A 25,190-nucleotide genomic window follows, 5' to 3' on the forward strand; every position below is an offset into this window, starting at 1 on the left:
CGGATTATTTTTGCGCCGATGTTTTTACAGGCACAACAATAGCGGTTTGCACTCCTTGCACCGTCTGGCGCCAAAGCCAACGCGTTTCACTTAAGCCGCTATTTAACATAACTGTTTATGTGTCCCTCCCTCGCGTACAAAAGCAGTGACTTGGAAGGTGATTTTACAACAAACTTATCATCTTCTTTGTTTTTGTATAAGCAGTTTAAAAATTAATACTATTGTAATTTTTATACATGCTTTTAATTTTGTGAATACTTAAATGCTTGAACCTTCTGCGTTGAGTTTACTACCACCGTTAGTGGTGGTTGTATTGGCTGTTGTATTACGCCGCCCTATTTTATCTTTACTTATTGGTGCTTTAGTTGGTTTAGTTATAGCCGATCCTGCACAGGTACTTACTAACTTTGCGAGTACATCGCTAAAAGTGATGACAGACGAAACCATTGGCTGGCTAATACTTGTATGTGGTGGCTTTGGCGCTTTAATCGCGCTATTAGTGCGCACAGGTGGCGCATCGGCTTTTGGCAAGTTAGCCCTTAAATACACTAAAGGTAAGCGTTCATCTTTGTTTATGACCTTTTGTTTGGGTGTAGTTATTTTTATTGATGACTACTTAAATGCGCTTACCGTGGGTGAAACCATGAAACGCATTACCGATAAATTTAAAGTGAGCCGTGAGATGCTTGCCTATGTTGTAGACTCTACTGCTGCACCAATTTGTGTACTTGTCCCTTTATCTACCTGGGCGGTTTTTTTTGGTGGCTTACTCGTAGATAACGGTATTGCTGAAGAAGGCAAAGGGATTGCAGTTTATATCCAAGCCATACCGTATATGTTTTATGCGTGGTTTGCAGTGCTTGTTGTTTTACTTGTTGTGCTGGGTATTATTCCTGCGATTGGTCCAATGAAAAAAGCAGAACAAATGGCACAAATTGAGCAAGCTCAAGTCGACCCTGCTCAATACAATGACGTTCAAACAGCGGATGAATATGCAGTAAAAGCAGCTGAAGAAAACTTTGAAGATGCTGATCCTAAAGGTAAATTACGTAACTTTTTGGTGCCGATTATTTTACTGGTTGCATTTACGGTTTACTTTGAAATAGACGTATACAAAGGCTTACTAGCAACAATGGCGGTCACTCTCCCGTTTTATGCGCTACAAAAATTAATGAGCGTAAGTGAAATGATTGAGCGCATGCTTGATGGCTTTAAAAGTATGATCCCCGCTATTGGTACTGTTATAGCGGCGTTTATATTCAAAGACGTATGCGACTTAATTGGTTTGCCTCAGTTTGTTATTGGTAGCTTAAGCCCTTATATGACCGCAGCATATTTACCAGCCGTGGTATTTATTTCAATGGCTATTTTAGCGTTTGCAACAGGGTCTAGCTGGGGTATTTTTGCTGTATCAATTCCGATTGTTATGCCACTGGCAAATGCGGTTGATGCAAACATACCACTGGTCATTGGTGCGCTATTATCGGCTTCTTCTTTTGGTAGCCAAGCGTGTTTTTACTCAGATTCAACGGTGCTCGCAGCGCAAGGCTCTGGTTGTAATTTAATGAGCCATGCCGTTACACAATTGCCTTACACGCTAATTGCTGCGGCATTAGCTGTTATAGGCTTTTTAATAATGGCTTAATTAGCTTAATAAATAAAAACCCCAATGTAGCAATACATTGGGGTTTATTTTTAGCTGTATAAATAAAGCTTATTTTTGTAGTTTAATACCATTGTAATAGGCATCAAGCGTTGTGATTTTAGTTTGATTTGGTAAATCGGCAAAGTCACTTTCTATAAACTTAGTACCACGTAATTGCACATTTAAACGTGCCGCATTAGGATTAAGCATTGTTTGCTTGTAGTAGTCTTTTATATCTGCAAGCGTTACTTTTTCAACTTCATCAATCAGCTTTTGCTTAGAATCAAAGGTAAAGTTTTCACGGTACCAATCGTTTATAAGTGGGCTCATTTCGTCACTTAAATTTTTAGGCTGCTCTTTAAGCGATACCAGGGTTGAATTTTTAAGCTGCTCAAAAGTCTCTTCGCTCATGTTATCAAGTTCAACTGCGTATTCTTTTTTAAACTTATCAAAACGAGCTTGTATTTCTTTTGGTCCTTTAACTGGTGTTTGAATATACAAACCAATTGCTGAGTAATCTTCAATTGGGCGAGCTAAGGCACCTACTGCGTATGCAAGTTGCTCCTCAGTACGCATTTTATCAAACGCAACTGTTCTAAAGTGGCTTTGTAATACAGTCGCTTCTGCTTTTTGTTTGTAACCCGCAACAGGGTGAACGGTCATATCAACCACCGCTACATCAGCTACATCTATATCTTTTTGCAGTACCAGCGTTTCGCCCGGTTGTGGCAACCATGCTTTGCTTCGCGCAAATTCACTGCGTTTATGGTTGCTTGGTAGCGTTGCACTTAATTCGTCTGCAATCGCGTCTATATCTTGCTGATTGTAGTTACCGTAACTAAATACGCGTAAATCGTTTTGTGCAAACGTAGCTGTTTTTAATTGTGCTAAGTCGGCAACACTCACTGAGTCAGCGGCTTTAATAAGGGCGTCTGTATCAAAACCACCTGTACGCGTTAGTTTTGAATACTCGCCAAATGCTTGTGCATACGGAAACTGTTTTTGTTGGTTTAGTAAATTACGTTTAAAGCGATCAACTGCTTGGCTAAATGCTTGTGCTGTTTCATCGGCTTTTAATCCGGTTAAAGCTTGTTTAAGCAATACATCTTGTTTATCTGTAAAACCACTCATAGATAAAACAAGACCATTACTCGGCGCAAGGCTTACACTCATACCAGCGATTGCTGCTTCGGTACTTAACTGACTTTGTTGAATATTGTATAAATCAGCCCAAACAGAATAAAGTACTTCTGCTTTAATATCGTTCAAACCGGGTTGAGTATTTATATAAACTTCGACAAGCCCTTTTGGCTGCTCTGCAAATTTTTGACTTGCTTGGCGCCATACTTTTACACCATTTTTATCGTAAGCAAGCTCAGGGTGTTTTTGCTCTTTAAATGCTTGAGTTTTTATTGCAAAATTTTCAGGCAATAAATTGTTTACAGTTGGTAGTGCTAACTTAAATTCGCTTGGTTTTTTCCAGCTGGCAATTTCATCATCGCCAATATCACTAATGCGGTATTTGCCGTCGTAAAAGTGTAGTTGCGAGTCAGTCTCTTCTTGTTGCGATACATACCAAATACGAAGAGTATCGGCATTTAACTGCTCAAGTACTTTATTTACAGCATCAGCGTCAAATTTTGCATAATAGTAAGGTGCATTAATAGCGTGATTTAACGGATAGTCTTGCATGCTTTGCGTAAGTGAACTTACATAATTAAACTCATCACCTTTTTCTAAAAACTTAAATTGGTTATTTAGTGATGTACGAATTTCGTTGAAGTACTTGCTATCAACGCCCTCTTTTTTAATTAAATCGATGTACTGCATAATAGTCGCAACTATTTCGTCACGATTTTTCATGCCTTCATCTGTAAGCTCTGCGTTTACGTTTAATGACCCGTAGTTACCATATTGATTTGGTGCAGCTGAAGCTGACAACTGAGATACCCACCCTTTGTCACGAAGCAATTGCGCTGGGCTGCCCGGCATTTCATTACTTAGTAAATACGCTACAAATCGGTTTGGTTTAAGGGCAAATTCGCTATTATTATTAGCAATGGTGAAATCAAGTTGTAGCTGTTTTACATCTTCATTTGGTGCATAAAACACGCGTTTCCCGCCAGCGTTATCAAAATCAAGTTTTGCAGTTACTGTTGGTTTTTCGATGTTTTTATTTTTTATATCAGCAAAGTATTTTTGTGCTTTTTGCTCCATTTCAGCAATAGGTAAATTAGAAATAAGCGCTACTTTCATGACATTTGAAGAATAATATTTATTATAAAAATCAACCGTTTCTTTATGAAGAGAACTATTTTCTTTGTCACCAAGTGTTTCTAGGTTACCAATTAAAAAGCGATTAGCCGGGTGATCGCCCATCATTTTACGCGCTAGTTTAAATTGACCAAAAAAGTCCATTTCGCGACGCATTGACCACTCTGCGTTTACTGCATTTTTTTCTTTGTCTGTGTACTCAGGGTATAACTTAGGTGCTTTGAAAAAGTCGGCAAAACGGTCTAGCCCTTCATCAAACGCGTCGTTATTAATTTTAAACATGTAATTAGTAATATCGAGCCAAGTATACGCATTGTGCGCGCCACCATTTTTGGTCATAAAATCAGAATACCCTTTTGTATCTGGGTAACGATCTGTGCCTAAAAACAGCATGTGCTCTAAATAATGCGCCATACCCTGTTGCGACATCGGGTCGTGTAGTAAACCTACACCTACACTTAGTGCCGCTGCTGACTTTTCAGCACCAGGATCAGACACTAAAATAACTTCAATGTCGTTTGCTAATTTAAGTGTTTTATATTCGCGGTTATCGTTAGGACTTACAACTAACGTGTCTGATAATAAAGAGGCCGGAGGCGCTACAGAAACCGAAGCTGTATTTGAACAACCACTTAAAACTGCAAGTGCGATAGCACTAAAACCAATAATCTTTTTCATTTTTGTTTTCCATTAAAAAGTATTGCGCAAAATAGCGTGCGCCAATTCAAAGCAATATAGTTAAGCTAAACTAACATTTTCAATTAATAACTTTCTACAAAATAACGCTATTTTGTGTAACACATTGTGAAAAATGTCTTCATAATCAGATATTAGTTGGGAGTCTGCCAACCTTGCGAGATTAAAAATCATTCAATATCAAAAGATCCACAAACTCTAAATAATAATAAGGAAAAACAATGGAAAAAATCATCATACTTGCCATGTTTGCACAAGTTACGCTTTCACTGGTTGTCATGCTCATTATGGGTAAAAGACGCTTTGCAGCAGCTAAAAACAAACAATTAGATTTAAGCGATTTTAAAACAATGCAATTAGATAAGGCTGGCGACACTATTAGGGTTGCAGATAGAAACTTTTCAAATCAGTTTGAAATACCTGTGCTTTTTTACGCGGGGTGTTTACTTGCACTACAGCTAAATAGCGCCAGTACACTTGTGGCTATACTGGCCTGTTTATTTGTAGCAACACGTATTGTGCATAGTGTTATTCATTTAGGTGAAAATAACGTACGCGCACGTTTTAAAGTGTTTTTACTAGGTTGTGCTTGTGTGTTTTCAATTTGGCTTGCGATGGTTTGGCGAGTATTACTTTAAACAGCAAAGTTTAATAATAATGTGGGCGGCTGTTTTACGCCATCCACATTACCGTTAATTTTAATTATTTAGCACGTTTTAAACGAGGAACCGCAAGTAAAAAAGCACCTAAAAGCCAAATTAATCCGCCGCCAGAACTGCTACCTGAATCTGTTGATGTGTCAGAATCAATTAGCGTATTTTCAGTAACAGTAAGACCTGCGGCTGAATTAGGATCATCATCCATTACCGCCACGTTTTGAATAGTCACTAAATTAGCACTGCTAATTGTTACATCAGTGCTTGCACATTGTTCAGCAGTAATACCAACAACGGGTGTTTCACCACAGTGTATTAATGCTGCAATTTTATCTAACGTTGATTGGCTTGCTGCAGTAATTTGTCCAAACACAGTAAAGCCACCGTTTTGCGTATCAAGTGCTGCACTATTGTCTGTAATATTAAAAAACCACTGGCTTGTTGCGCTATTAGCATCACCCGATAGTTTAGCCATCGCAATGGTGCCCTTAACATTAGAAAAAACAGGCTCATTTTCTACAGCAGGCTTTGTGGTAATCGCATCTAGCGAGTCAGAAAATGTAAATCCTCCCCCTTGAATAACAAAGTTACTAACAGAGCGGTGAATTACTGTTTCGTTATATGAATCGTCTTGAACGTAACTTAAAAAATTTGCAACTGTTTTAGGTGTTTGTTGATCAAACAAGTTAATTTCTATGACACCTTGGCTCGTGTTCATTTCGACAATAGTGGCAGCACTTGTAAAGCTTGCTGCGGCGAGTACTGAGCCAAGTAAAAGTTTTTTCATGTTGTATTCCTGTTGTTATATTTTTAGATAATTGTTAATGCGTTAACACATTAATGCCATAGGCGATCAAAATCGATTCTAAAGTGCGAGTTGATACAAATTAGACCGTGTTGATAACAAATTAATTACATATACCATTACTTATATTCTTTTTAGCTATATAAATCTAATTATTTAAAATTAAATCATCTTAAGAGTATGGCTACTTTTTGTTACCTTTAAAAAACACAAAACAACAGGATCTTATAATGCCACACACTAAACATGCAATTTGCGACTTTGGTTTACACAAAGGCGAACCCTATACAAAACTGCCAGCAAGCTTTTTAACCTGGATGATAGGTACTAATCACCACAAGCGAGAGTATGCGAATACGGAGTTGAAGCGTCGTGAACGTGCTGCCACAAACCAATTAACAGCCCCTTCCAAATAAAATGTAAATAAGTACGTTTTTTTAGCATAGAACTAGTTTAAACTAGCTGCCTGATAAATTAAGTAGACCTTAATCCATAGGTATTTTATGCGTATAATTATTTTATTTTCGGTTATTTTTAGTGTACTCGGATGCACATCTCCTGCTCCTGAATCCGTGTTTAGCGCTACCCCGACTAAATATTTAACTGTTCTTCATACTAATGATAACCACGGGCGTTTTTGGCAAAACGAAAAAGGCGAATACGGTATGGCCGCTCGCAAAACGTTAATTGACTCTTTACGCAATAAAGCTCAAAAGCAAGGTCATGCAGTATTACTACTCTCTGGTGGTGATATAAATACAGGTATTCCTGAGTCAGACTTACAAAAAGCAGAGCCTGACTTTAAAGGAATGTCGCTGATTGGTTACGATGCAATGGCATTGGGTAATCACGAATTCGACAACCCTATTGATGTTTTAAAGCAACAGCAAAAATGGGTGAACTTTCCTTTTCTATCAGCCAATATATTTGAAAAAGAGTCAGGCGAACACGCGTTTGATAGCTATAAAATATTCAAAAAGAATGGATTAACTATTGCTGTTATTGGTTTAACAACAACCGACACAGCTAAAATTGGTAATCCTCAGTATATTGGGCACTTAGAGTTTAAAGACCCTGTTGACGTTACAGCAAAACTAGCTAAAGAAATAAAAGCTAAGTATAACCCTGACATTACAATCGCCCTGACTCATATGGGTCATTATGTTGATGCTAGCTTTGGTATTAACGCACCCGGTGATGTAACACTTGCTCGCTCACTTCCTGCAAACACCCTTGATATGATCATTGGTGGCCACTCTCAAGAACCTGTATGTATGAGCGATACAAATGTAAATGACGATAGCTTTAAACCAGGTCTTGCCTGTAAACCAGACCAACAAAACGGTACTTACATTATGCAAGCCCATGAATGGGGTAAGTATGTTGGTAAAGCTGAGTTTAAGCTTGAAAACGGAAAATTAACGTTACTAGACTACAAACTGATGCCAGTTAATTTGTATGTAGATAAAGTACAAGCTGATGGCTCAACTAAAGAAGTATTAGCAAACGAGTACATTAAACCAGACTCAAAACTTGAATCTTATTTAGCGGTATACCAAGCTAAAGGCGCTAAACAAATTGAAGGTACCATTGGTGAAGTAGATGCTCGCTTAGAAGGTGACAGAAACAAAGTTCGCTACCAACAAACAAATCTTGCACGCGTAATTATTCAAGCTCAAATGGATGTAGTGGGTGCAGACTTTGGACTAATAAGTGGTGGTGGTATTCGCAGCTCAATAGAGGCTGGTGAAGTGAGCTATAAAGATATTTTAAAAGTACATCCTTTTAAAAATCGTATTACTTACATGGATTGGCAAGGCAGTGATTTATGGGACTATTTAAATACAGTAACCAGCTTCCCACCGGATGCTGGCGCTTATTTGCAATACCATAAACTATCGTTTGAGCGTAAAAATAATCAGTTAGTTAATGTTGTTATTAACGGCCAACCTTTGAACAAAAATAAAACTTACCGTATGAGCTTAAATAGCTATAACGCATCAGGCGGTGATGGCTATCCTGCGCTTACAAATAAAAAAGGCTTTGTTAGTACAGACGAAACAGATGCCCAAGCACTTCAAGATTTTATATCAAAAAACAGCCCTCTTAAAACGGCTGAATTTACTCCTAAATAGCCTCTAATAATAGGAAAGTAACCTTGTTACTTTCCTATTATTTCAATACTGCCCTTTTTAATATTTGCCAGCCCATAACTATGCAAACGAGAACGAGAGCCTTCTCCATAGGCTTTAGGTGGGTAATATAACTCTTTTTCTTCAGGACACTCACTAAGTACTTCATCTAACGCCGCACGTATCTCACTCAAGGTTTTTTCTAGGCTATTATTAAAATTAGGTCTTTTTCTAACCGTATGACCAAGTTCGACCAACCTATAAAAATACTTGTTAGCAAGCTCTAGAAGCTCCTCTGGCACATCTTTATTATGACTAAGCGCTACATCATAGTTATTTGTACAATACTCTACAAGTGCTAAATAAAAGCACAATGGCTTATTGGCTAAACACATTTTTTGTTTTGTATTACAACTACTTGATAATGTTTTATCATTAAGGTCAACAATAAGTATCAACGGCGTAGGCTCTGTAATTGATTGATGCTGTGCATTATTAAACTGCTTATTGCTCTGTTTAATAAACGCAAATTTCACCCAAAAACTAATCAACACACTTAATACTAAAAATATAAAATAGTAAATAAAATGACTCAATGTAAAGTGGGTTTGTTGGACGTTAAATACAACTAATACGAACCCATTACTAGTGCTCAAACTACGTATTATTTGGTGTGAGTTTACAGGTGTTACCATCTCGTTTTTTGGTGCAATAGCAACAACTTTGAGCTCGTTCGAATTAATGTAGCTGTTTAAAGTTTTAATGTAGCTGTTAACTGCATCTTTATTACCTGAATGCTTTAGCAGCTCATTCGATAAATCGAGTAAGGGTAAGTCGAGTGCTATTTGCCTTTCTATCTGCGTAATTTTTTGTTTAGCTACTTGCTGGCTTTTTTGAGTTACAGAAATATAAAAGACAGACGACAAAATAAAAAACAAACTTATAATAACAAGTAATTGCTTATACTTACTCATCACCAACCTCCTCTTTTAAGCCTACTGAGCTGGCGCCACAGCGCCAAAATGGCTGGACGTTTTGATAGTAATGCAAACTTTGATCTTTAGACATATCAAGCAAATTTTCCTGCACTGCGCATAATAAATCTGTGTTGTTTTGCTGCATTTTTAAATACCATCTTGTTCCAGAAATATTATTACTCAATGGCGTAATATAGTTTTTTGAAAAACGTTTTTCGTCGCTCTCTTTCCAAAACGAAGCAATAATATCTACTTTTCCATTAGCGAGTAAATCACGTAATTCGTTATGAGAGCTAGCATAAGTGATTTTCAAATTGGCTAAATTAATATCCAACTCTTTAAACGTTTGCTTTGGTAAAATATGCCCTGACCGGCTGGTCGGATAATCAAGCAAACCTATGCGCTTATCTAAAAAGTATTGTTTAGTGACTCGAGGTTTTTCTTTAGAAGATATAAAAAAAGCCGTATAGTCAGAAAAACCAACAACGGGCTGGTAGTTATAGGTCGACTCTGCTTTAAAGGCTGCCATAATATTGTTTTTAGCCAAAATTAAGTCAGCAATTCCTTTACCCACAAACTCAAAGCTGTCTGCCGTTCTATACCCCCAATACCCTTTTACAGAGCCATATTGCTTAACCACCACGTTATCAGAGCATAACTTTTGTGTTAATAACTTAGCTATTTTTTTTGATTGCGTAAAAACAATTAATTGGCCTTTGTTACTTGTTGCAGTTGTTTGACACTCTGTTGAGGTTTCAATCATAACTGGAAAGTGTAATTCATCATTGTATACACTAACTTGACCGCAAACCCACGTAACGACCAACAATAGAAACAAAAATGTAACAATTAACATTTTGTGCAACACGATATTTTTAAAATTCAAAGCAATGCCACTCAAAAATAGACTATATAGTACATTTGAACAATTTCGCTTACTTATTACAACAAGTAATTTTACCTGTTAAACATAAACTATTGATTTAAAAGTAACGTGAATAAGAAACTATGAATTTTAATGAGTCCTTCCTATCAACACCAAAAGTAAGGACAATTGACCGCATTAGCCTGTAGCAACGCCATGAAATATTCATTAAGGAAGTTCTAATGCATAGCAATATAAAGTACTCGATATCTTCTGCGCTTTTGATTAGTGCAATATTTACAAGCACTGACTCACATGCTTGGGGTCAAAATGGCCACCGCATTGTAGGTAAGATTGCAGAATCTCATATAAGCGAAACAACTAAAGCGGCAATACAACCCTACCTTGATGGTGAATCACTTGCACAAATATCAACGTGGCCTGATGAAATGCGCTCTGCCCCTGGCGAGTTTTGGCAAAAGCAATCATCTCGTTGGCATTATATTAATGCAGCACCAGGAAAATCTTTCAGCTTCAATCACGATCACACTAAAAACAAAGAATCTGTAAGTAATATCCTAGAAGGCATTCACTATTCAATGCAAACACTTACAGATACCAACAGCACCTTAGATGCTAAACAGTTCAGTTTGCGTTTTTTAGTGCATTTAGTAGGTGATAGCCATCAACCATTTCATGCTGGTCGAAGTGAAGATAGAGGTGGTAACCGTATTAAGGTTTCATTTTTTAACGAAGAAACAAATCTTCACAGCCTTTGGGATACAAAGTTAGTTGAGAACGAGAATTTATCGTTTACTGAGTACGCACAATTTATTGATACAAATAACAGCGAGTTAATTGCTGAGTATTTACAAAGCTCACCTATGACATGGGTTGAAGAATCTCATAATTTAGCCACAAAAATTTATAAATATACCAACAACGAAATTGGTTATAGCTACATATATAACAATACTCCAATTATAAAGACACGCTTACAACAAGCGGGTATTCGATTAGCTGGATTACTAAATGCCTTATTTGACCCTTCTGCAAAAGAGTTAGAAACAGCTTTAGCTTTTGAAAAGAAGCAAACTAACTAGATGTATTTCATATTAATGTAATACTAGAAAAGTAAAATCAAAGAAATATGATTAAAAAGCAATACATAATTTAAATACTGCAAAGCTTAATAAGGCCCATTAGCTTGGTTCTTATAAGTATATTTAAAACTATAAATTTGACATTAATAACACGGGAAATCAACATTATGACTAAGCTTCGTCTTTCGAAATTAACTGGTGCTATAATTTTAGCACTAGGTGTTTCTACAAGCGCAATGGCTGCTGATACTTCTTCTGCAATGCGTGGTAAAATTACGACGCCTTCAGGTGGCAGTGCTGCAAACGTTAAAATTAAAGTAGTTCACCAACCAACGGGAACTATTAGCGAACTAACTACAAACGAAAGTGGTACGTTTATCGCTAATGGTTTACGTGTAGGTGGTCCTTACATGGTTATCATTGATTCTGATACGTTTAATGATACCACTGTTGAAAATATCTACTTGAACCTTGGTGAAACTTACCGTTTAAGCTCGCAGCTTGCTCCGCTAAACATCGAAAAGATTGAAGTGTCTGGTTATAAGATTGTTCAACAATCAGGTGGCTCTAGCAGTACATTTGGCTCTGACACTATTGAAAACATGCCAAGTTTTAACCGTGATATTAAAGATATTGCGCGTTTAAATCCACTTGCGAGTATTAACGGTAATGGCGAGCTAACGTTTGCTGGTAGTAACCCTCGTTCAAATGGTTTAACTGTTGATGGCATCGGCCAAAACGATGATTTTGGCTTAAGTTACGGTGGTTACCCTACTTCACAACCACCTGTTGCACTTGATGCTATTGAACAAATTTCTGTTGATGTATCTCCGTTCTCAGCCTCTAAAGGTAACTTTGGTGGTGGTACTATTAATGCGGTAACAAAATCAGGTACTAATGAGTTTAAATTTTCTGGCTTTTATGAAACATCAACTCCTGATATTGCTGGCGATGTAGACAGTATTTCTCAAGTATATGCAGATGGTAACCCTGTTTTAGATGACGATGGACACCGTACATACGTTATTGATCAAGTTGAACCAATCCAAACCGAGCAGCGCTATGGCTTTAATGTTGGTGGACCATTAATTGATGACACTTTGTTTTACTTTGTTAATTATAATAAATGGACAAGCGAACTTGATTTAGATTATGGCTTTGAAGGTTCAGGCGCAACGAACGAGTACGACGTAACAGAAGATAGTTATAATAATTTTCTTAACATTTTAAGTAATGAATATGGATTAACTGACTCTTTAGGTGGCGATCCTAAAGATACGAACGAATCATTACTTGTTAAGTTAAGCTGGAACATTAATGATGCCCACCGTCTAGATTTTACATACCAATGGCAAGATGACAAAGACGAAACAAACGTTGGTACTGGTGGAAGCACAGTAAGTTTAGCGTCAAGCCGTTATACTTACGCTACTAAATTTAATAATTTTGCGACTAAATTATATTCAGATTGGAATGAAAACTTCTCAACTGAAATTGGCATTGCTTATAAAGATGTTTCATCTAGAAGCTTAACAAATTCTGATATCGGTTTCGTTAAAGTTGAAGAATACTTCCGCGGTCCTGCTTACGAGTTTGGTACAGACGAATTTCGTCATGCCAATAGCTCATCAACTGAAAACCTAACACTCACGTTTGATGCTACTTATTTACTGGATGACCATGAGATTAACTTTGGTATGCAGTATGAGTCGTTAAACTTATACAACTTATTTGCTGCCAATTCATTAGGCTCTTGGGAGTTTGATAACTTTGAAGGTTTCGAAAACCGTGAAGTTGGTAACTTTAGAGGCGCTTACGATTTTTCTTACAGTAACGCATTTACAAACAATCCAAATGACACAGCTTATGATGCTACGCGCAACCAATTAGCGCTTTACATTGAAGATACGTTTTACGTTGGTGACGATTTAGAAGTAACAGCGGGCGTTCGTTACGAGCGTTTATCATCAGATGATAAACCAACACGTAATGAAAATTTTGTGAATACATACAGCGCACTATATGGAGTTGATAACTTCAATAACCAAGAAAACCTAGATGGCTTAGATATTTTCCTACCACGTATTGGCTTTAAATATTATGCCACTGAAGCATTAACCATTAGTGGTGGCATAGGTCGCTTCCAAGGTGGCATTCCAAATGTTTGGTATAACAACTCATTCCAAAATGACGGTATTACTTTTGTTGAAGCGCAGTCAACAGCAATTAACGATTATTATGCAAACAACAAAGCAGATATTACACAAGTGCCTGACGCAATTAAAAATTCGTTAGTACAAGGTGCAGGTAGCACAAACTACATTGACCCTGACTTTAAATTACCTTCAAGTATCCGCGCACAAGTTGGTTTTGAGTATGAGTTTGACTCAGAATTGCTTGGCGATGGATTTAAATGGCAAGCAGAAATTGCTTATCATAAAAAAGAAAACGAAGCTGTATGGCATAATACATCAATTCAGCCAATTGGTTTAGCTGCTGATGGTGAGCGTGTAATCAACGAAAGCATTTATGCCAATGACAACTTTGATATTGCAATGACTAACTCATCTGACGATGGTCGTTCAATTATTATCTCAACAGGTCTTGCAAAAGAGTTCGAAAATGGTCTTTACGTTTCAGCAAGCTACGCACACCAAGACGTAACTGAAGCATCTTCTGGTTCTTCTTCACGTGCACAAAGTAATTATCAGTACAATATTACACGTAACCGAAATGAAGACTTTGCTGATCGTGGTTCTTACGAAGTAGAGCACAGCTTTAAAGTTAATTTAGCTTATAACACTGAATTCTTTAGTGGTTACGCAACTAAGTTTAACGTATTTTTTGAACGTCGTTCAGGTCGTCCATTTAGCTACACTATGGGCATGTTTAACGATGGTGACCTAGGTGATACTAATGCTTTTTACTCAAGCTCAGCTTACTTAGCTTATATACCTACAGGTGCTGATGATCCAAATGTAAACTGGGATGAGTCTGGTTTATCTTGGAATGAATTAGAAACGCTTCTAAATCGTGCTGGTATTTCTGAACGTGGTGAAATTTTAGGTCGCAACTCAGGCACTCAACCTTGGGTAACTACTATGGATGTAAGCATCAAACAAGAAATTCCTGGCTTTGCTGAAGGTCACAGCGGTGAAATTTACTTCATGGTTGATAACTTTGCAAACTTACTAAACAGTGATTGGGGTGTTGAAAAACGTTTAGGTTTCTCTGACCAAGCTGTTTATGATTTTGGTGGTTTAGACGATGAAGGTCGCTATAAAATTGATGGCCGATTCAACGGTGCTGATGTTCGTAACTACAGTCAATATCAAACTAGCTCATCAGCTTGGCAAGCTAAAGTTGGTATTAGCTACAAGTTTTAAGCCTTAAAACTGCATAAATAACTTGTTGAGTTATTTGTAAGTTACATTAGGGCGTGTTGTTCTTTCGAGGTTGAATTTGCAGCAGTATGTTTGGTTTTTAGGCAAGGCAGAGCCTATGTAGTGTGGTTATTCCCCATAAATAGGCGATAACGCAGCATAAAGACCAAACATGCGCTGCCCGATGGGTTCTGCCTAGGGGCAATTTACTCTTTGTTGCTCGGTCTTTACTTAGCCCACTAGGTTACAAACCTCGCGCCGCGATTAAATCGCCCCTAGATTGAACAAATTTCAATCCACAAAGATCAACACGCCCTAGACCCATTGCAAATTTGTAATGGTTTTTTTATTTTACCCCTACAATTTCACATGTTTGTCATAAAGCCCACGTAATATATATCCCTATATAGAGTTATTGCTCAAATAGACACTCAAATAGACAAAAACAGCACTGTTTATTAAAAATATATTGCAGTTGTATTTTATTTGTAACGAATAAATAAGGTACACTAGTAACGGATTTTGAATAAATGAACTTCAACTGTTTATTTTGCAAAATTTAAAATAAAAATATAAAAATTTAATTAATAACTACACGGGAAAATTAAATGAAAACTCAATTACGCAAAACAGCTCTTTCACTTGCTATTGCAGCATGTGTTGGTGTAAGTGGCGCTGCAATGGCTAACGAAACGACCTCTGCAATTAAAGGTCAAGTAATGGGGCCTAACGGCAACCCAGCAGCCGGCACTAAAGTAACAATTTTACACGTGCCTTCTGGATCAGTAAAAACAACTGAAGTAAATGACGCTGGTTATTTCACAGCTAAAGGCCTGCGAGTTGGCGGTCCTTATAAAGTAGTTGTTGATTCAGATGTATATGCAGACCAAGAATTCAATAACATTATATTAAACATTGGTAACGACTACCCTGTAAATGTTTCTCTTGAGTCACAATCAAGCATGGAACAAATTGTAGTTTCTGGCGCGCCAATTAGCTCTATGTCTGGCGGTACTGGTCCGGCGTCTACATTTACGCTAACTGATCTTGAAAATACACCAGCTATTAATCGTGATTTAAAAGATATTATTCGTATCGACCCGCGTATAACAATTGATGATAGCCGTGGTTCTATTAACTGTGGTGGTGGTAACCCTCGCTTCAACAGCTTAACGCTAGACGGCGTTCGTATGAACGATAACTTCGGCTTAAGCTCAAATGGTTACCCAACTATTCGCGCACCTTTTTCTTTCGATTCAATTGAGCAAGTTTCAGCTGAACTTGCACCGTTTGACGTTCAATACGGTGGTTTTACATCGTGTAACATTAACGCTGTAACCAAATCTGGTGGCAATGATGTTCATGGCGCTGTTTTCTATGATTACACTAGCGACTCTTTCAAAGGTGATAAAATTGAAGGCGATGACGTTGATAACGGTAACTATACTGAAAAACGTTACGGCTTCAACGTAGGTCTTCCACTAATTGAAGATAAACTATTTTTATTCACTTCATATGAGAAACTTGAAGGTGTTCAACAGTTTAACTACGATGGTTTAAACAGCGGCAGTGTAACTGCTGATGATATCTCGCGTATCACAAACATCGCTCAAACTGTATATGGTTACGATGTAGGCGGAATGCCTTCAAGTATGCCTGTTGAAGATGAAAAAATCTTAGTTAAACTAGATTGGAACATCAACGAAGATCACCGCGCAAACTTAATCTATAACTACAACGATGGTAATACTGTTTCACAGGCTGACACTGGTTCTAGCCGTGTATCGCTATCTAATCACTTTTATAGCGACAGTGTAGAGTTCACATCAATTATCGGTTCTGTTTACTCAGATTGGTCAGATGACTTCTCTACTGAAATACGCTTAGGTAAATCTGAAGTTGATAAAATTTCTCAGTCACTAGATGCAGCAAGTAGCTTTGGTGAAATGCAAATTCGCACAGCTAACGGTGGCACAGTATTCATTGGTCCCGATGATTCACGCCAATCGAATGATTTAGATTACGATACCACAACATTTAAAGTTGCCGGTACTTACTACCTAGACCAACACACTATCACTGCTGGTTATGAATATGAAAACTTGAGCATTTTCAATTTATTCGTACAGCACACTGAAGGTGAATATCGCATTGGTTCGATTGATGAGTTTGAATCAGGCATAGCTGACCGTATTTACTATAACAACTCAATAGGAACAAACGATCCAACTGATTCAGGTGCTAGCTTTGAGTATGCTCAACACACGTTTTATGTACAAGATGAGTATGCATTTACTGATTTTGATGCAACTATTCAGTTCGGTTTACGTTACGACAAGTACACAAGTGACGATGTACCAAACGCTAATGCAAACTTCACTAATCGCTATGGCTTTAGCAACCAAGCTACATTTGATGGTATTGACTTACTACAACCACGCGTTGGTTTTCAGTGGTATGCAACAGACGAACTTGAAGTACGTGCTGGCGTAGGCTTATTCTCTGGTGGTAACCCTAACGTATGGCTTTCCAACTCTTACTCGAATGACGGTTTTACACAAATCGCCACAAGAGAGGATCAATTAAGTAATTATGATTCGGATTCAGAAACTATTGATTTATTTAATACGCCAAATGTAAATGGCGGCACTCCTGGTTTTGAAGTTCCACAAGAGCTATTCGACATTATTGGTGATACAGAAGTAGGTTCTGGTGATGGTCCAGTTAATGCTGTAGATCCTGATTTTGAAATTCCTTCAGAGTGGAAATACTCAATTGGTGCAACATACACAACTGAAAATGAGTATGTTATTTCACTTGATTACCTATATTCTAAGAAGAAAGATGCTGCAGTATTGCGTGATATCTCAATTCAAAATAGCGGTGTAAACACATTTGATGGCCGCCCGATTTATGAAAAAATTGATGGACGTGACGGCGACCTTTTACTTACGAATGTAAGTGGTGACAGCGGCGATTCATCAGTTATCTCATTAGCTGTTAGCAAAACGTTTGATAGTGGTGTTAGCATGAACTTCGGTTATGCCTACACAGATTCTGATGATGTCAACCCAATGACTAGCTCTACAGCAAGTTCTAACTACGGTAACATTGCACTGACTGATCCAAATAATCCAGGTGTTGCTTCATCAGATTACGAAATTCCACATCGTTTTACTATGACGCTTGGTTACTCTCATGAGTTTGTAGATGGTTTCGCTACCCGCTTTAACCTATTTGGTGAAGCATACAAAGGCTTACCTTACAGCTTCACATTTGATGGCAGCGACGAAGATACATTCGGTGATATTAATTCAAATGATTCTCGCCAACTACTTTACGTACCATTAGTAAACGATCCTAACGTTGTTTACGACATGAGTGCTGCTGATATCAATGAATTCAATGAATTCATTGCATCAAATGGTTTAGAACGTGGTCAAACGACTAGCCGTAACGCTGAAAACTCTGATTGGTTTGTTAAGTTTAACTTTAAGTTAACACAAGAGCTTCCTGGTTTTATGGACGGACATAAAGGTGAAGCATTCTTTGTAATTGATAACCTTACAAATCTGTTAAACGATGATTGGGGCGTACTGAAAAAAGGTCCTTTTGTTGGCGCTAGCATGATTTCAACAGATATTGATGACCAAGGCCGTTACGTTTATTCAAACTTTAACGCAAATAACGCAAGCACTACAGTTCAACGTGACGCATCTGTATGGCAAATGCGTGTAGGTGTTCGTTACACTTTCTAATTTAGAACTGTAACCTAAAACATATTTTAAAAGCCCACTTTGGTGGGCTTTTTTATGCCTTTAATTTGTTATTTAACTTTTCAAAAATACTCACTAGCACTTCGTATTCTTCGGTGGTTAAAGTGCTCAGTAACTGTTTTTCCCAATTTAGTGCATCGGGCGCTATTTGCTCATATAAGCTTTGACCAGCTTTACTCAGTACAAGTAAGGCTGCGCGTTTGTCTTGCTTATTTAGCTCACTTCTCACTAAACCTTTATCTATTAAAACTTTTACCGCGCGTGAAACAGTCGACTTGTCCATATTTGCTTGCGTGCATAAATCCTTTGCGTTGCTTTGGCCATACTGCGCTAAATTAGCAAGTATTCGCCACTGGGGAATATTTAAACCGTATTTAGTTTGATAAACCTCGGCAAAGTCGTTACTTACACGTGTTGCTACATTCGTTAATTGATAAGGTAAAAACGTTGCTAAATCAATTTTCATTTTTGGTTATCCCAGCTTTATAAGGCTTACTTTGGTGTTCATTAATATTTACACAGGTGCATAGTTGCACATTTGATATTAGTCTCACTTGAGAGTATCTTAACTGAAATAAAAATAATATTAAACCAACCCCCCTCTCACAGGAGTCAGTAATGGCGACACTATTAAGTTATATGACAGGTTTTGGTAATGAATTTGAAACACAAGCGCTACCCGGTGCACTGCCAATAGGACAATTTAGTCCACAAAAGGTTAAATACGATTTATACACCGAGCAATTTAGTTCGACTGCATTTACGGCTCCTCGCGCTTCAAACCGTCGCACTTGGTTTTACCGCCTTCGTCCTTCGGTAGTACAAGGTGATTACCAAGCAATTGATAACGGCCTAATAAGAACAGCCCCAATCACTGAAGCCGTAACACCACCAACAATGCTACGTTGGAATCCTATTGATATGCCTTCACAGCCTACTGACTTTATTGATGGCTTGGTAACGATGGCTGCTAATGGCAGTGCTAATGGGCAATCTGGTATTGGCATTCATGTATATGTCGCTAATAAGTCAATGCAAGGACGTTACTTTTGCAATGCCGATGGCGAAATGTTGTTTGTTCCTCAGCAAGGTGAGCTATTAATTCACACCGAGTGCGGTAAGTTAAGCATTAAACCAGGTGAAATTGCTGTAATTCCCAGAGGAATTAAGTTCTCTGTGGATTTAATTGACGATACAGCCCGTGGTTATATTTGTGAAAATTATGGCCATGCGTTAGAGCTTGCAGAGCGAGGACCTGTTGGTGCCAACGGTTATGCCAACGACAGAGACTTTCAATACCCTGTAGCTGCCTTTGAAGATAAAGAGGGTGACTTTGAACTTGTTTCTAAATTCAACGGTAATTTATTTAGCTGTGAAATTAAGCACTCTCCTTTTGATGTAGTTGCATGGACAGGGAATAGCTCACCCTACAAATACGACTTATCGCGTTTTAATGTAATGAATACAGTGAGTTTTGATCACCCCGACCCGTCTATATTCACTGTGCTAACCTCTCCTTCTGCTACTGAGGGTATGGCAAATGTCGATTTTGTGATATTTCCACCACGTTGGATGGTAGCCGAAAATACATTCCGCCCGCCTTATTATCACCGCAATATTATGAGTGAATTTATGGGCTTGATTGAAGGTGTGTATGATGCAAAAGAGCATGGTTTTGTACCTGGTGGTGCAAGTTTACACAATTGTATGTCGCCACACGGACCTGAAGCAGACGTATTTGAAAAAGCGTCAAACGCTGAGCTTACACCACAAAAATACGAAAATACACTCGCCTTTATGTTTGAGTCGCGCTATATAATTTCACCGACAAAATATGCATTAGAAGGTAGGGAACGCCAACCAAACTACACCGATTGCTGGCGTACTATTAAAAAACAATTTACAGGTTCACAGGATTAATTATGAAATTATACAGCTACTTTCGCTCATCAGCGGCCTATAGGGTGCGTATAGCGCTTAACTTAAAAGCAATTGATCATGAACTTGTTATTGTTAACCTTTTAAAATCGGAGCAACTTGGGGAAGAATACTTAGCTACGAATTCGCAAGGGTTACTACCTGCACTTGAAACCGATGATGGTGTTTTAGCACAATCGCTTGCAATACTGGAATGGCTTGATGAAATTTATCCGCAATCGCCATTAATTACAGGAACTGCATGGCAAAAAGCACAAATAAGAAATTTAAGCTTTGCCATTGCTTGCGATATTCATCCTGTTAATAATTTACGCGTGCTGAAGTATTTATCGAACGAATTAGGTGTTGATGACGAGGCTAAAAATAAGTGGTATCGACATTGGATAGAAATTAGTTTTGAAAAAATAGAACTGATGCTGAACGAAAATGATGACTACTGTTTTGGTAACCAACCAACACTTGCTGACATTTGTTTAGTGCCGCAAGTATTTAATGCAATTCGTTTTAACGTAGATATGAGCGCTTACCCAAAAATTGCAGCTATTTACGAACACTGTAATAAATTAGCTGCATTTAATGATGCTGCACCGCAAAATCAACCCGATGCAAATTAAGCTAATTCAAAACTAACTTTGTAGCGCACTATGAATAACCGTAATGAGCTCAATTAAATCTAAGCCCAGATCAGTTAAATACCCGCCATCTGGGCTATCTATAATCCCTTTTTCAAATAAGCGTTGCGCTGCACTAAGTAAGCATGGCTCTGCGTCTGAGTGTAATTTAATACCCTGCATTTTGCTGTCGCGAGGAAACTTTGCTAATAGTGTGAATTCTTCGATCATTGTTTGATTAAATTGCATTGTGTGCACCTTTTTATTTGAATCCAAGTTGTTCTGTGAGTAACTAAGTTTATAATTAAAATCACTTTGTGTACTTTACACTAGCACGTTTTTTAGCTTAATGTATTATTTTTAACCCTCCCTATTTAAAGGCCTCTAATGCGTAACTTTTTAATTCTATGCTTTTGTTTTAGCAGCTTATCGTATTCAATACTTAGTGAAGCAACAACCCTTAAAACCCATTCAATTATTGATGCAAACCAGTTTGTAAATGAAGAATCAAACTGTTGGTACGACAACAAACGCTATAGCGAAGGCGCATTAATACAAATTCACTCATTTACACTTTTGTGCGGTGCTAAAACACCCCAGCACAGTAACAGCCAACTCATTTGGCTTAAAATAGATAAACAGGGTAATGCTATTTACCCAACAGCTCCTAAAACAATCACTGTGAATTAGCGCTAAAAGCTGATTTGAGCTACAATGCACGCAGTTTAAATAAGTAGTATGGCTATGGATAATCAACCTAAAAACCCTTTACATGGGGTAACGTTAGAACAAATACTTGTTGAGTTAGAACAGCGACTTGGCTGGAGAACACTTGGCGAGCAAGTAAAAATCAAATGCTTTACTGATCAACCGAGCATTAAATCGAGTTTAAAGTTTTTGCGTAAAACGCCTTGGGCTCGCGATAAAGTGGAAGCACTTTATATTCACACTATAAATAACAAACCTATTCGTAGACCAAAAAGTGCGCCGAGAGAAACATCTTCTCAAGCGCCGGATACAACAGGGTTTGTTTGGCCATCAATTAAAAAATGATGTAAAAAAGGAGCTAATTTAGCTCCTTTTTTGATTGTAATTAGCGCGATTTATTGCTCTTTGCAAATCACATTTAATGAGGCCGGCTCAATAGTAATAACGAGTTTGTGAGCAGTTTTAACTTCACCGTCAAGTACGTACTTAAGCTCTCCTTCGCCTGTCACCTCGACTCTTTTAGCATTTGTATGATGCGAATTTATAGCTAAATGTGTTTGCGTTAAACTGCTAAACATCAGTTCTGCAATGCTCAATATTGTCGTAGAATTTTCATTATTTGGTGTTAGCCAATTCACATCAAGAAGCCCGTCACTATGATTTGGCTGCCCACCACCTTGAGCCAATAACGTTGTAAAAGGCGCAGCATTAGCCACAATAAAGCTATTTGTACATATTTCTTTCGGCTCATTATCATCGAGTTTCACACTAAGTAACTGTGATTTTTGCTCGCCAAACGCTTCAAAAAAGCCATTTAAATAGGCAAGTTGCCCCGACTTATTTTTCGACTCTCTATCTGCTTTTTCTATCATAGATTGCTCAAAACCAATACCCGCGAGTAGTAGTACTAATTCGTTATTACAATAAGCGGTATCTATTGTGCTTGTTTGACCATCTATAATTAAGTCACAAGCTTGTTCAACAGGAATAAATTTAGAGCTAATCCCCATCAACACATGCGCAAGTGCGTTTGCAGTCCCCATTGGTATAATACCTAGCTTACATTGTGTATTTACAAGTACGCTTGCAACTTCGGCCACTGTACCATCGCCTCCACACGCTATTATCATGTCTGGTTTTTGCGTAATCGCTTGTTTAGCCAGCTCAATACCGTTTACGTCTTGTGAAGTAGTAAGTACTTTTAAATCGTAATAGGCCGATAACCGCGCAACAATTAAGTGCTCTTTTTCTTGCCATAATCGTGTACCAGATACTGGATTTGCAATTAAAACTGCTTTGTTTTTAATCAGCAGCTCGCCTTTTTTATGACGCTTAGCTAAATGACGAAGCTGATGCTTATTTAAGTTTGCGGTTTCGCGGGTTTCCTTTATTTGTGCAAGTACTTCATGTACATCTGCATTTTTGTTTTGACTCAATAAATAAGCCGCCATTACAAAAACAGAGCGCCCACGGCCTAAAGCACAATGTACAACTACGCGACGGTTTTCTTTAATATGATGATGTATCCAATTAATAGCCTGATTTAACTGAGAATGGGTAGGAATACTATGATCGAGCACCGGAATGTTTAAGTAATTTATATTCTCTTGTGTTGAACTCCACTCGAGTCCGTCGAATTCACACGTAACGTCTAAAATTGCAGTAATTCCGTTATCTTTTAATGTGTCTATGTCTGAGGGAAATAATCGGCAAGCTAAAAATAGGTTTTCGTTTATTTTTTGAATTGGCGGCACTTTATCGCGCTTACGTGACCAGGCATTATAAATTTGCACACCAAATAAAAATGGCACAAACGCCCAACGTATATAAAATGGGATCACCCCATTTTCACGTTTTCTAAATATTTTTGCTGTATTAAAAATATATGCGGTACTCACTAATAAAAGTGACAGTGCAGTCCAATAAAAAACAATAGCAAAGTAAACAGAGTTTACTTCCCAACCAATAAAAATAAGTAGTAATGCTAAAAGTGAATAACCAATTGCAGCCCACATAGTTTCTCCTTTGTGTAAATAATTCCGATTTTCTAATTTTAATTTAAACGGCTTTATGTACTCTTTTGCAAATATCACGCCATATAAATGGCATTTTAAATTCAAATTAAAATAATAAGTTATTGATATGTAATGTTAATAATAAAATAAATTTAAGTGCAATCTGCTCTTTGTGCATTTTTTACAAACATGTGAATAAATTATACTTACACGTCTAAATTTCAAACACTGATCGGTTATTGCTTGTACTAACGTATAAAGCAGCTAATCTAAAAATCAATTAAATTTTTTGCATCCAAATCACACTCTCAACCGTTTACTCAATGATAATAAGAAAAACAGGACCCCTATGGATAACGATGATTTACTCCCTCTTTTGTGCGCAACAGCACAAGGAGACAAAAATGCTTTCTCAAGTTTATATCAACAAACTAGCGGCAAACTTTTTGCTATTAGTTTAAATATGCTCACTAACAGAGCTTATGCGGAAGAGGCACTACAAGACGCTTTTATAAAAATTTGGCATAACGCATCTGAATATAACGCCTCTAAAGGCACCGTTATTAGTTGGATGATAAGTATAGTTAGGTATAGAAGTCTTGACTCACTGCGCTATCACAAAGTACGAAAAGAGCAGTCGTTAGGCGATGACGAATATGAAAATGAAAGTGTTGACGTTAATTACGATGAAGAAACGAAACTGGTTAATTGTATCGAACAGCTTGAGCCGCAACAAAAACAAGCTATTCACTTAGCTTATTATAAGGGGCTGAGTCATAGCGAGTTAGTGGATCATATAGAAACGCCATTAGGTACAGTTAAAAGCTGGATCAGGCGTGGGCTTATGCAGCTACAAAGGTGTTTAACATTATGAATTATAATAAACCCGAACTATTAGACGCGCTTGCTGGGCAGTACGTGCTTGGCACACTTAGAGGGCTTGCCCGTAAGCGTTTTCAGCGTCTGTTACTTAACTCAAATCAAGCACGTGAAGCAACAAGTCTATGGGAGCAAAACCTAAACAACTTAGCGAGTGCTATCACACCGCAAACGCCACGTGACGATGTATGGGTAAATATACTACAGCGTATTGAAAACAGGCCACAAACAAGTAAAACAGTCATACATACCAAGCCTTCAATTTGGCGTACATGGTCTTTTGTGGCAACTGCTGCGTGTATTGTTTTAGCCTTTTTGGTTATTCAACCTAGTACCAATGTTATGCACACGCAACAAATTGCTTTGGTTCAAAATCAAGATAAACAATCATTATGGTTTATTGATGTTAACGAGCAAGGGCTCTCAATTAAAGCCAGTAGCCAATTGGTTGCCCAAACTAACAAAGATTATGAGTTGTGGATGATTTTAAAAGGGCAAGATGCACCTATTTCACTGGGTTTACTTCCCAAGCAAGGCAGTAAAATATTATTAAAAGATAACCGTTTTAACGCAAGTGATATTGCATTGCTAGCCATAAGCTTAGAACCTATTGGCGGCTCGCCAAATGGATCTCCTACTGAGGTACTATACACCACAGAGCTGGTACTTTTATAACCCTACTATTATGACCAAAGTTGGCTGCTTAAATAAAGCAGCCAACCTTCTT

The 25,190-nt window shown here is 37.8% G+C and carries 20 protein-coding genes; 13 read left to right on the plus strand and 7 right to left on the minus strand.

Annotation, left to right across the window (positions count from 1 at the left end):
• Positions 1-262: 262 nt before the first annotated feature.
• Complete coding sequence (locus GQR45_RS01705) at positions 263-1,645, plus strand: Na+/H+ antiporter NhaC family protein (protein ID WP_165724927.1); 1,383 nt, start codon at positions 263-265, stop codon at positions 1,643-1,645.
• A 69-nt stretch (positions 1,646-1,714) separates the two neighbouring features.
• Here the strand turns inward: GQR45_RS01705 and GQR45_RS01710 are convergent, their stop codons facing one another.
• Positions 1,715-4,597: an insulinase family protein gene (locus GQR45_RS01710; RefSeq protein ID WP_165724928.1), complete on the minus strand. Its 2,883-nt coding sequence runs from the start codon at positions 4,595-4,597 to the stop codon at positions 1,715-1,717.
• 239 nt (positions 4,598-4,836) lie between these two features.
• Between GQR45_RS01710 and GQR45_RS01715 the strand changes: the two genes are divergently transcribed.
• The gene (locus tag GQR45_RS01715) at positions 4,837-5,253 is read left to right on the plus strand and encodes an MAPEG family protein (protein WP_024593147.1); all 417 of its coding nucleotides are present in this window, start codon (positions 4,837-4,839) and stop codon (positions 5,251-5,253) included.
• A 64-nt stretch (positions 5,254-5,317) separates the two neighbouring features.
• Here GQR45_RS01715 and GQR45_RS01720 read toward each other — a convergent pair whose 3' ends face one another.
• Positions 5,318-6,058 (minus strand): peptidylprolyl isomerase, encoded by a 741-nt coding sequence (locus GQR45_RS01720; protein WP_165724929.1) that lies wholly within the window; start codon positions 6,056-6,058, stop codon positions 5,318-5,320.
• 248 nt (positions 6,059-6,306) lie between these two features.
• Between GQR45_RS01720 and GQR45_RS01725 the strand changes: the two genes are divergently transcribed.
• Both GQR45_RS01725 and ushA read left to right on the plus strand, forming a co-directional pair.
• The gene (locus GQR45_RS01725) at positions 6,307-6,492 is read left to right on the plus strand and encodes a hypothetical protein (RefSeq protein WP_024591811.1); all 186 of its coding nucleotides are present in this window, start codon (positions 6,307-6,309) and stop codon (positions 6,490-6,492) included.
• An 87-nt stretch (positions 6,493-6,579) separates the two neighbouring features.
• Positions 6,580-8,211 carry a bifunctional UDP-sugar hydrolase/5'-nucleotidase UshA gene (gene ushA / locus GQR45_RS01730; RefSeq protein ID WP_121953579.1) on the plus strand — a complete coding sequence of 544 codons (1,632 nt, stop codon included), beginning with the start codon at positions 6,580-6,582 and terminating at the stop codon, positions 8,209-8,211.
• A gap of 26 nt (positions 8,212-8,237) precedes the next feature.
• Here ushA and GQR45_RS01735 read toward each other — a convergent pair whose 3' ends face one another.
• Together GQR45_RS01735 and GQR45_RS01740 are read right to left on the minus strand one after the other, a co-directional pair.
• Positions 8,238-9,182 carry a hypothetical protein gene (locus tag GQR45_RS01735; RefSeq protein WP_165724930.1) on the minus strand — a complete coding sequence of 315 codons (945 nt, stop codon included), beginning with the start codon at positions 9,180-9,182 and terminating at the stop codon, positions 8,238-8,240.
• The gene (locus tag GQR45_RS01740) at positions 9,175-10,041 is read right to left on the minus strand and encodes a hypothetical protein (RefSeq protein ID WP_206008496.1); all 867 of its coding nucleotides are present in this window, start codon (positions 10,039-10,041) and stop codon (positions 9,175-9,177) included. The genes GQR45_RS01735 and GQR45_RS01740 overlap by 8 nt, the downstream gene beginning before the upstream one ends.
• A 251-nt stretch (positions 10,042-10,292) precedes the next feature.
• On the opposite strand from GQR45_RS01740, the gene GQR45_RS01745 reads away from it, so the two are divergent.
• From GQR45_RS01745 to GQR45_RS01755, 3 genes are all read left to right on the plus strand, one after another.
• Positions 10,293-11,153 (plus strand): S1/P1 nuclease, encoded by an 861-nt coding sequence (locus GQR45_RS01745; protein WP_165724931.1) that lies wholly within the window; start codon positions 10,293-10,295, stop codon positions 11,151-11,153.
• Between the two features lie 167 nt (positions 11,154-11,320).
• Positions 11,321-14,539, plus strand: coding sequence for a TonB-dependent receptor (locus tag GQR45_RS01750; protein ID WP_165724932.1), 3,219 nt, complete (start codon positions 11,321-11,323; stop codon positions 14,537-14,539).
• A 605-nt stretch (positions 14,540-15,144) separates the two neighbouring features.
• Entirely contained in the window at positions 15,145-18,294 is a 3,150-nt protein-coding gene (locus GQR45_RS01755; protein ID WP_165724933.1) for a TonB-dependent receptor, read from the plus strand.
• A 52-nt stretch (positions 18,295-18,346) separates the two neighbouring features.
• On the opposite strand, the gene GQR45_RS01760 is transcribed toward GQR45_RS01755, so the two are convergent.
• Positions 18,347-18,778: a MarR family transcriptional regulator gene (locus GQR45_RS01760; protein WP_165724934.1), complete on the minus strand. Its 432-nt coding sequence runs from the start codon at positions 18,776-18,778 to the stop codon at positions 18,347-18,349.
• A gap of 152 nt (positions 18,779-18,930) precedes the next feature.
• On the opposite strand from GQR45_RS01760, the gene hmgA reads away from it, so the two are divergent.
• Together hmgA and maiA are read left to right on the plus strand one after the other, a co-directional pair.
• Positions 18,931-20,232 carry a homogentisate 1,2-dioxygenase gene (gene hmgA, locus GQR45_RS01765; protein ID WP_165724935.1) on the plus strand — a complete coding sequence of 434 codons (1,302 nt, stop codon included), beginning with the start codon at positions 18,931-18,933 and terminating at the stop codon, positions 20,230-20,232.
• A 2-nt stretch (positions 20,233-20,234) separates the two neighbouring features.
• Positions 20,235-20,864, plus strand: a complete 630-nt coding sequence (maiA, locus tag GQR45_RS01770; RefSeq protein WP_165724936.1) for a maleylacetoacetate isomerase — start codon at positions 20,235-20,237, stop codon at positions 20,862-20,864.
• Positions 20,865-20,876: 12 nt separating this feature from the next.
• Here maiA and GQR45_RS01775 read toward each other — a convergent pair whose 3' ends face one another.
• A complete protein-coding gene (locus GQR45_RS01775; protein ID WP_165724937.1) occupies positions 20,877-21,110 on the minus strand; it encodes a TIGR02647 family protein in 234 nt (77 codons plus the stop codon).
• A 138-nt stretch (positions 21,111-21,248) separates the two neighbouring features.
• On the opposite strand from GQR45_RS01775, the gene GQR45_RS01780 reads away from it, so the two are divergent.
• Together GQR45_RS01780 and GQR45_RS01785 are read left to right on the plus strand one after the other, a co-directional pair.
• Positions 21,249-21,551: a DUF1496 domain-containing protein gene (locus GQR45_RS01780; RefSeq protein ID WP_008134362.1), complete on the plus strand. Its 303-nt coding sequence runs from the start codon at positions 21,249-21,251 to the stop codon at positions 21,549-21,551.
• Between the two features lie 54 nt (positions 21,552-21,605).
• On the plus strand, positions 21,606-21,914 hold the full coding sequence (locus tag GQR45_RS01785; RefSeq protein WP_010553962.1) for a VF530 family protein: 309 nt from the start codon (positions 21,606-21,608) through the stop codon (positions 21,912-21,914).
• Between the two features lie 50 nt (positions 21,915-21,964).
• Here GQR45_RS01785 and GQR45_RS01790 read toward each other — a convergent pair whose 3' ends face one another.
• The gene (locus tag GQR45_RS01790; RefSeq protein WP_010553963.1) at positions 21,965-23,584 is read right to left on the minus strand and encodes a diacylglycerol kinase family protein; all 1,620 of its coding nucleotides are present in this window, start codon (positions 23,582-23,584) and stop codon (positions 21,965-21,967) included.
• A gap of 349 nt (positions 23,585-23,933) precedes the next feature.
• On the opposite strand from GQR45_RS01790, the gene GQR45_RS01795 reads away from it, so the two are divergent.
• Together GQR45_RS01795 and GQR45_RS01800 are read left to right on the plus strand one after the other, a co-directional pair.
• Positions 23,934-24,458: a sigma-70 family RNA polymerase sigma factor gene (locus GQR45_RS01795; protein WP_007582398.1), complete on the plus strand. Its 525-nt coding sequence runs from the start codon at positions 23,934-23,936 to the stop codon at positions 24,456-24,458.
• On the plus strand, positions 24,455-25,138 hold the full coding sequence (locus GQR45_RS01800) for an anti-sigma factor (protein ID WP_165724938.1): 684 nt from the start codon (positions 24,455-24,457) through the stop codon (positions 25,136-25,138). Before GQR45_RS01795 ends, GQR45_RS01800 begins: the two co-directional genes overlap by 4 nt.
• Positions 25,139-25,190: the final 52 nt, after the last annotated feature.

The organism is Pseudoalteromonas sp. SA25 (genome assembly GCF_011378705.1).
GTDB classification, from domain to species: domain Bacteria; phylum Pseudomonadota; class Gammaproteobacteria; order Enterobacterales; family Alteromonadaceae; genus Pseudoalteromonas; species Pseudoalteromonas arctica.

Coding starts and splice junctions, on each gene's coding strand:
- GQR45_RS01705 (WP_165724927.1), top strand. CDS start 263: ATGCTTGAACCTTCTGCGTTGAGTTTACTACCACCGTTAGTGGTGGTT.
- GQR45_RS01710 (WP_165724928.1), bottom strand. CDS start 4,597: ATGAAAAAGATTATTGGTTTTAGTGCTATCGCACTTGCAGTTTTAAGT.
- GQR45_RS01715 (WP_024593147.1), top strand. CDS start 4,837: ATGGAAAAAATCATCATACTTGCCATGTTTGCACAAGTTACGCTTTCA.
- GQR45_RS01720 (WP_165724929.1), bottom strand. CDS start 6,058: ATGAAAAAACTTTTACTTGGCTCAGTACTCGCCGCAGCAAGCTTTACA.
- GQR45_RS01725 (WP_024591811.1), top strand. CDS start 6,307: ATGCCACACACTAAACATGCAATTTGCGACTTTGGTTTACACAAAGGC.
- ushA (WP_121953579.1), top strand. CDS start 6,580: ATGCGTATAATTATTTTATTTTCGGTTATTTTTAGTGTACTCGGATGC.
- GQR45_RS01735 (WP_165724930.1), bottom strand. CDS start 9,182: ATGAGTAAGTATAAGCAATTACTTGTTATTATAAGTTTGTTTTTTATT.
- GQR45_RS01740 (WP_206008496.1), bottom strand. CDS start 10,041: ATGTTAATTGTTACATTTTTGTTTCTATTGTTGGTCGTTACGTGGGTT.
- GQR45_RS01745 (WP_165724931.1), top strand. CDS start 10,293: ATGCATAGCAATATAAAGTACTCGATATCTTCTGCGCTTTTGATTAGT.
- GQR45_RS01750 (WP_165724932.1), top strand. CDS start 11,321: ATGACTAAGCTTCGTCTTTCGAAATTAACTGGTGCTATAATTTTAGCA.
- GQR45_RS01755 (WP_165724933.1), top strand. CDS start 15,145: ATGAAAACTCAATTACGCAAAACAGCTCTTTCACTTGCTATTGCAGCA.
- GQR45_RS01760 (WP_165724934.1), bottom strand. CDS start 18,778: ATGAAAATTGATTTAGCAACGTTTTTACCTTATCAATTAACGAATGTA.
- hmgA (WP_165724935.1), top strand. CDS start 18,931: ATGGCGACACTATTAAGTTATATGACAGGTTTTGGTAATGAATTTGAA.
- maiA (WP_165724936.1), top strand. CDS start 20,235: ATGAAATTATACAGCTACTTTCGCTCATCAGCGGCCTATAGGGTGCGT.
- GQR45_RS01775 (WP_165724937.1), bottom strand. CDS start 21,110: ATGCAATTTAATCAAACAATGATCGAAGAATTCACACTATTAGCAAAG.
- GQR45_RS01780 (WP_008134362.1), top strand. CDS start 21,249: ATGCGTAACTTTTTAATTCTATGCTTTTGTTTTAGCAGCTTATCGTAT.
- GQR45_RS01785 (WP_010553962.1), top strand. CDS start 21,606: ATGGATAATCAACCTAAAAACCCTTTACATGGGGTAACGTTAGAACAA.
- GQR45_RS01790 (WP_010553963.1), bottom strand. CDS start 23,584: ATGTGGGCTGCAATTGGTTATTCACTTTTAGCATTACTACTTATTTTT.
- GQR45_RS01795 (WP_007582398.1), top strand. CDS start 23,934: ATGGATAACGATGATTTACTCCCTCTTTTGTGCGCAACAGCACAAGGA.
- GQR45_RS01800 (WP_165724938.1), top strand. CDS start 24,455: ATGAATTATAATAAACCCGAACTATTAGACGCGCTTGCTGGGCAGTAC.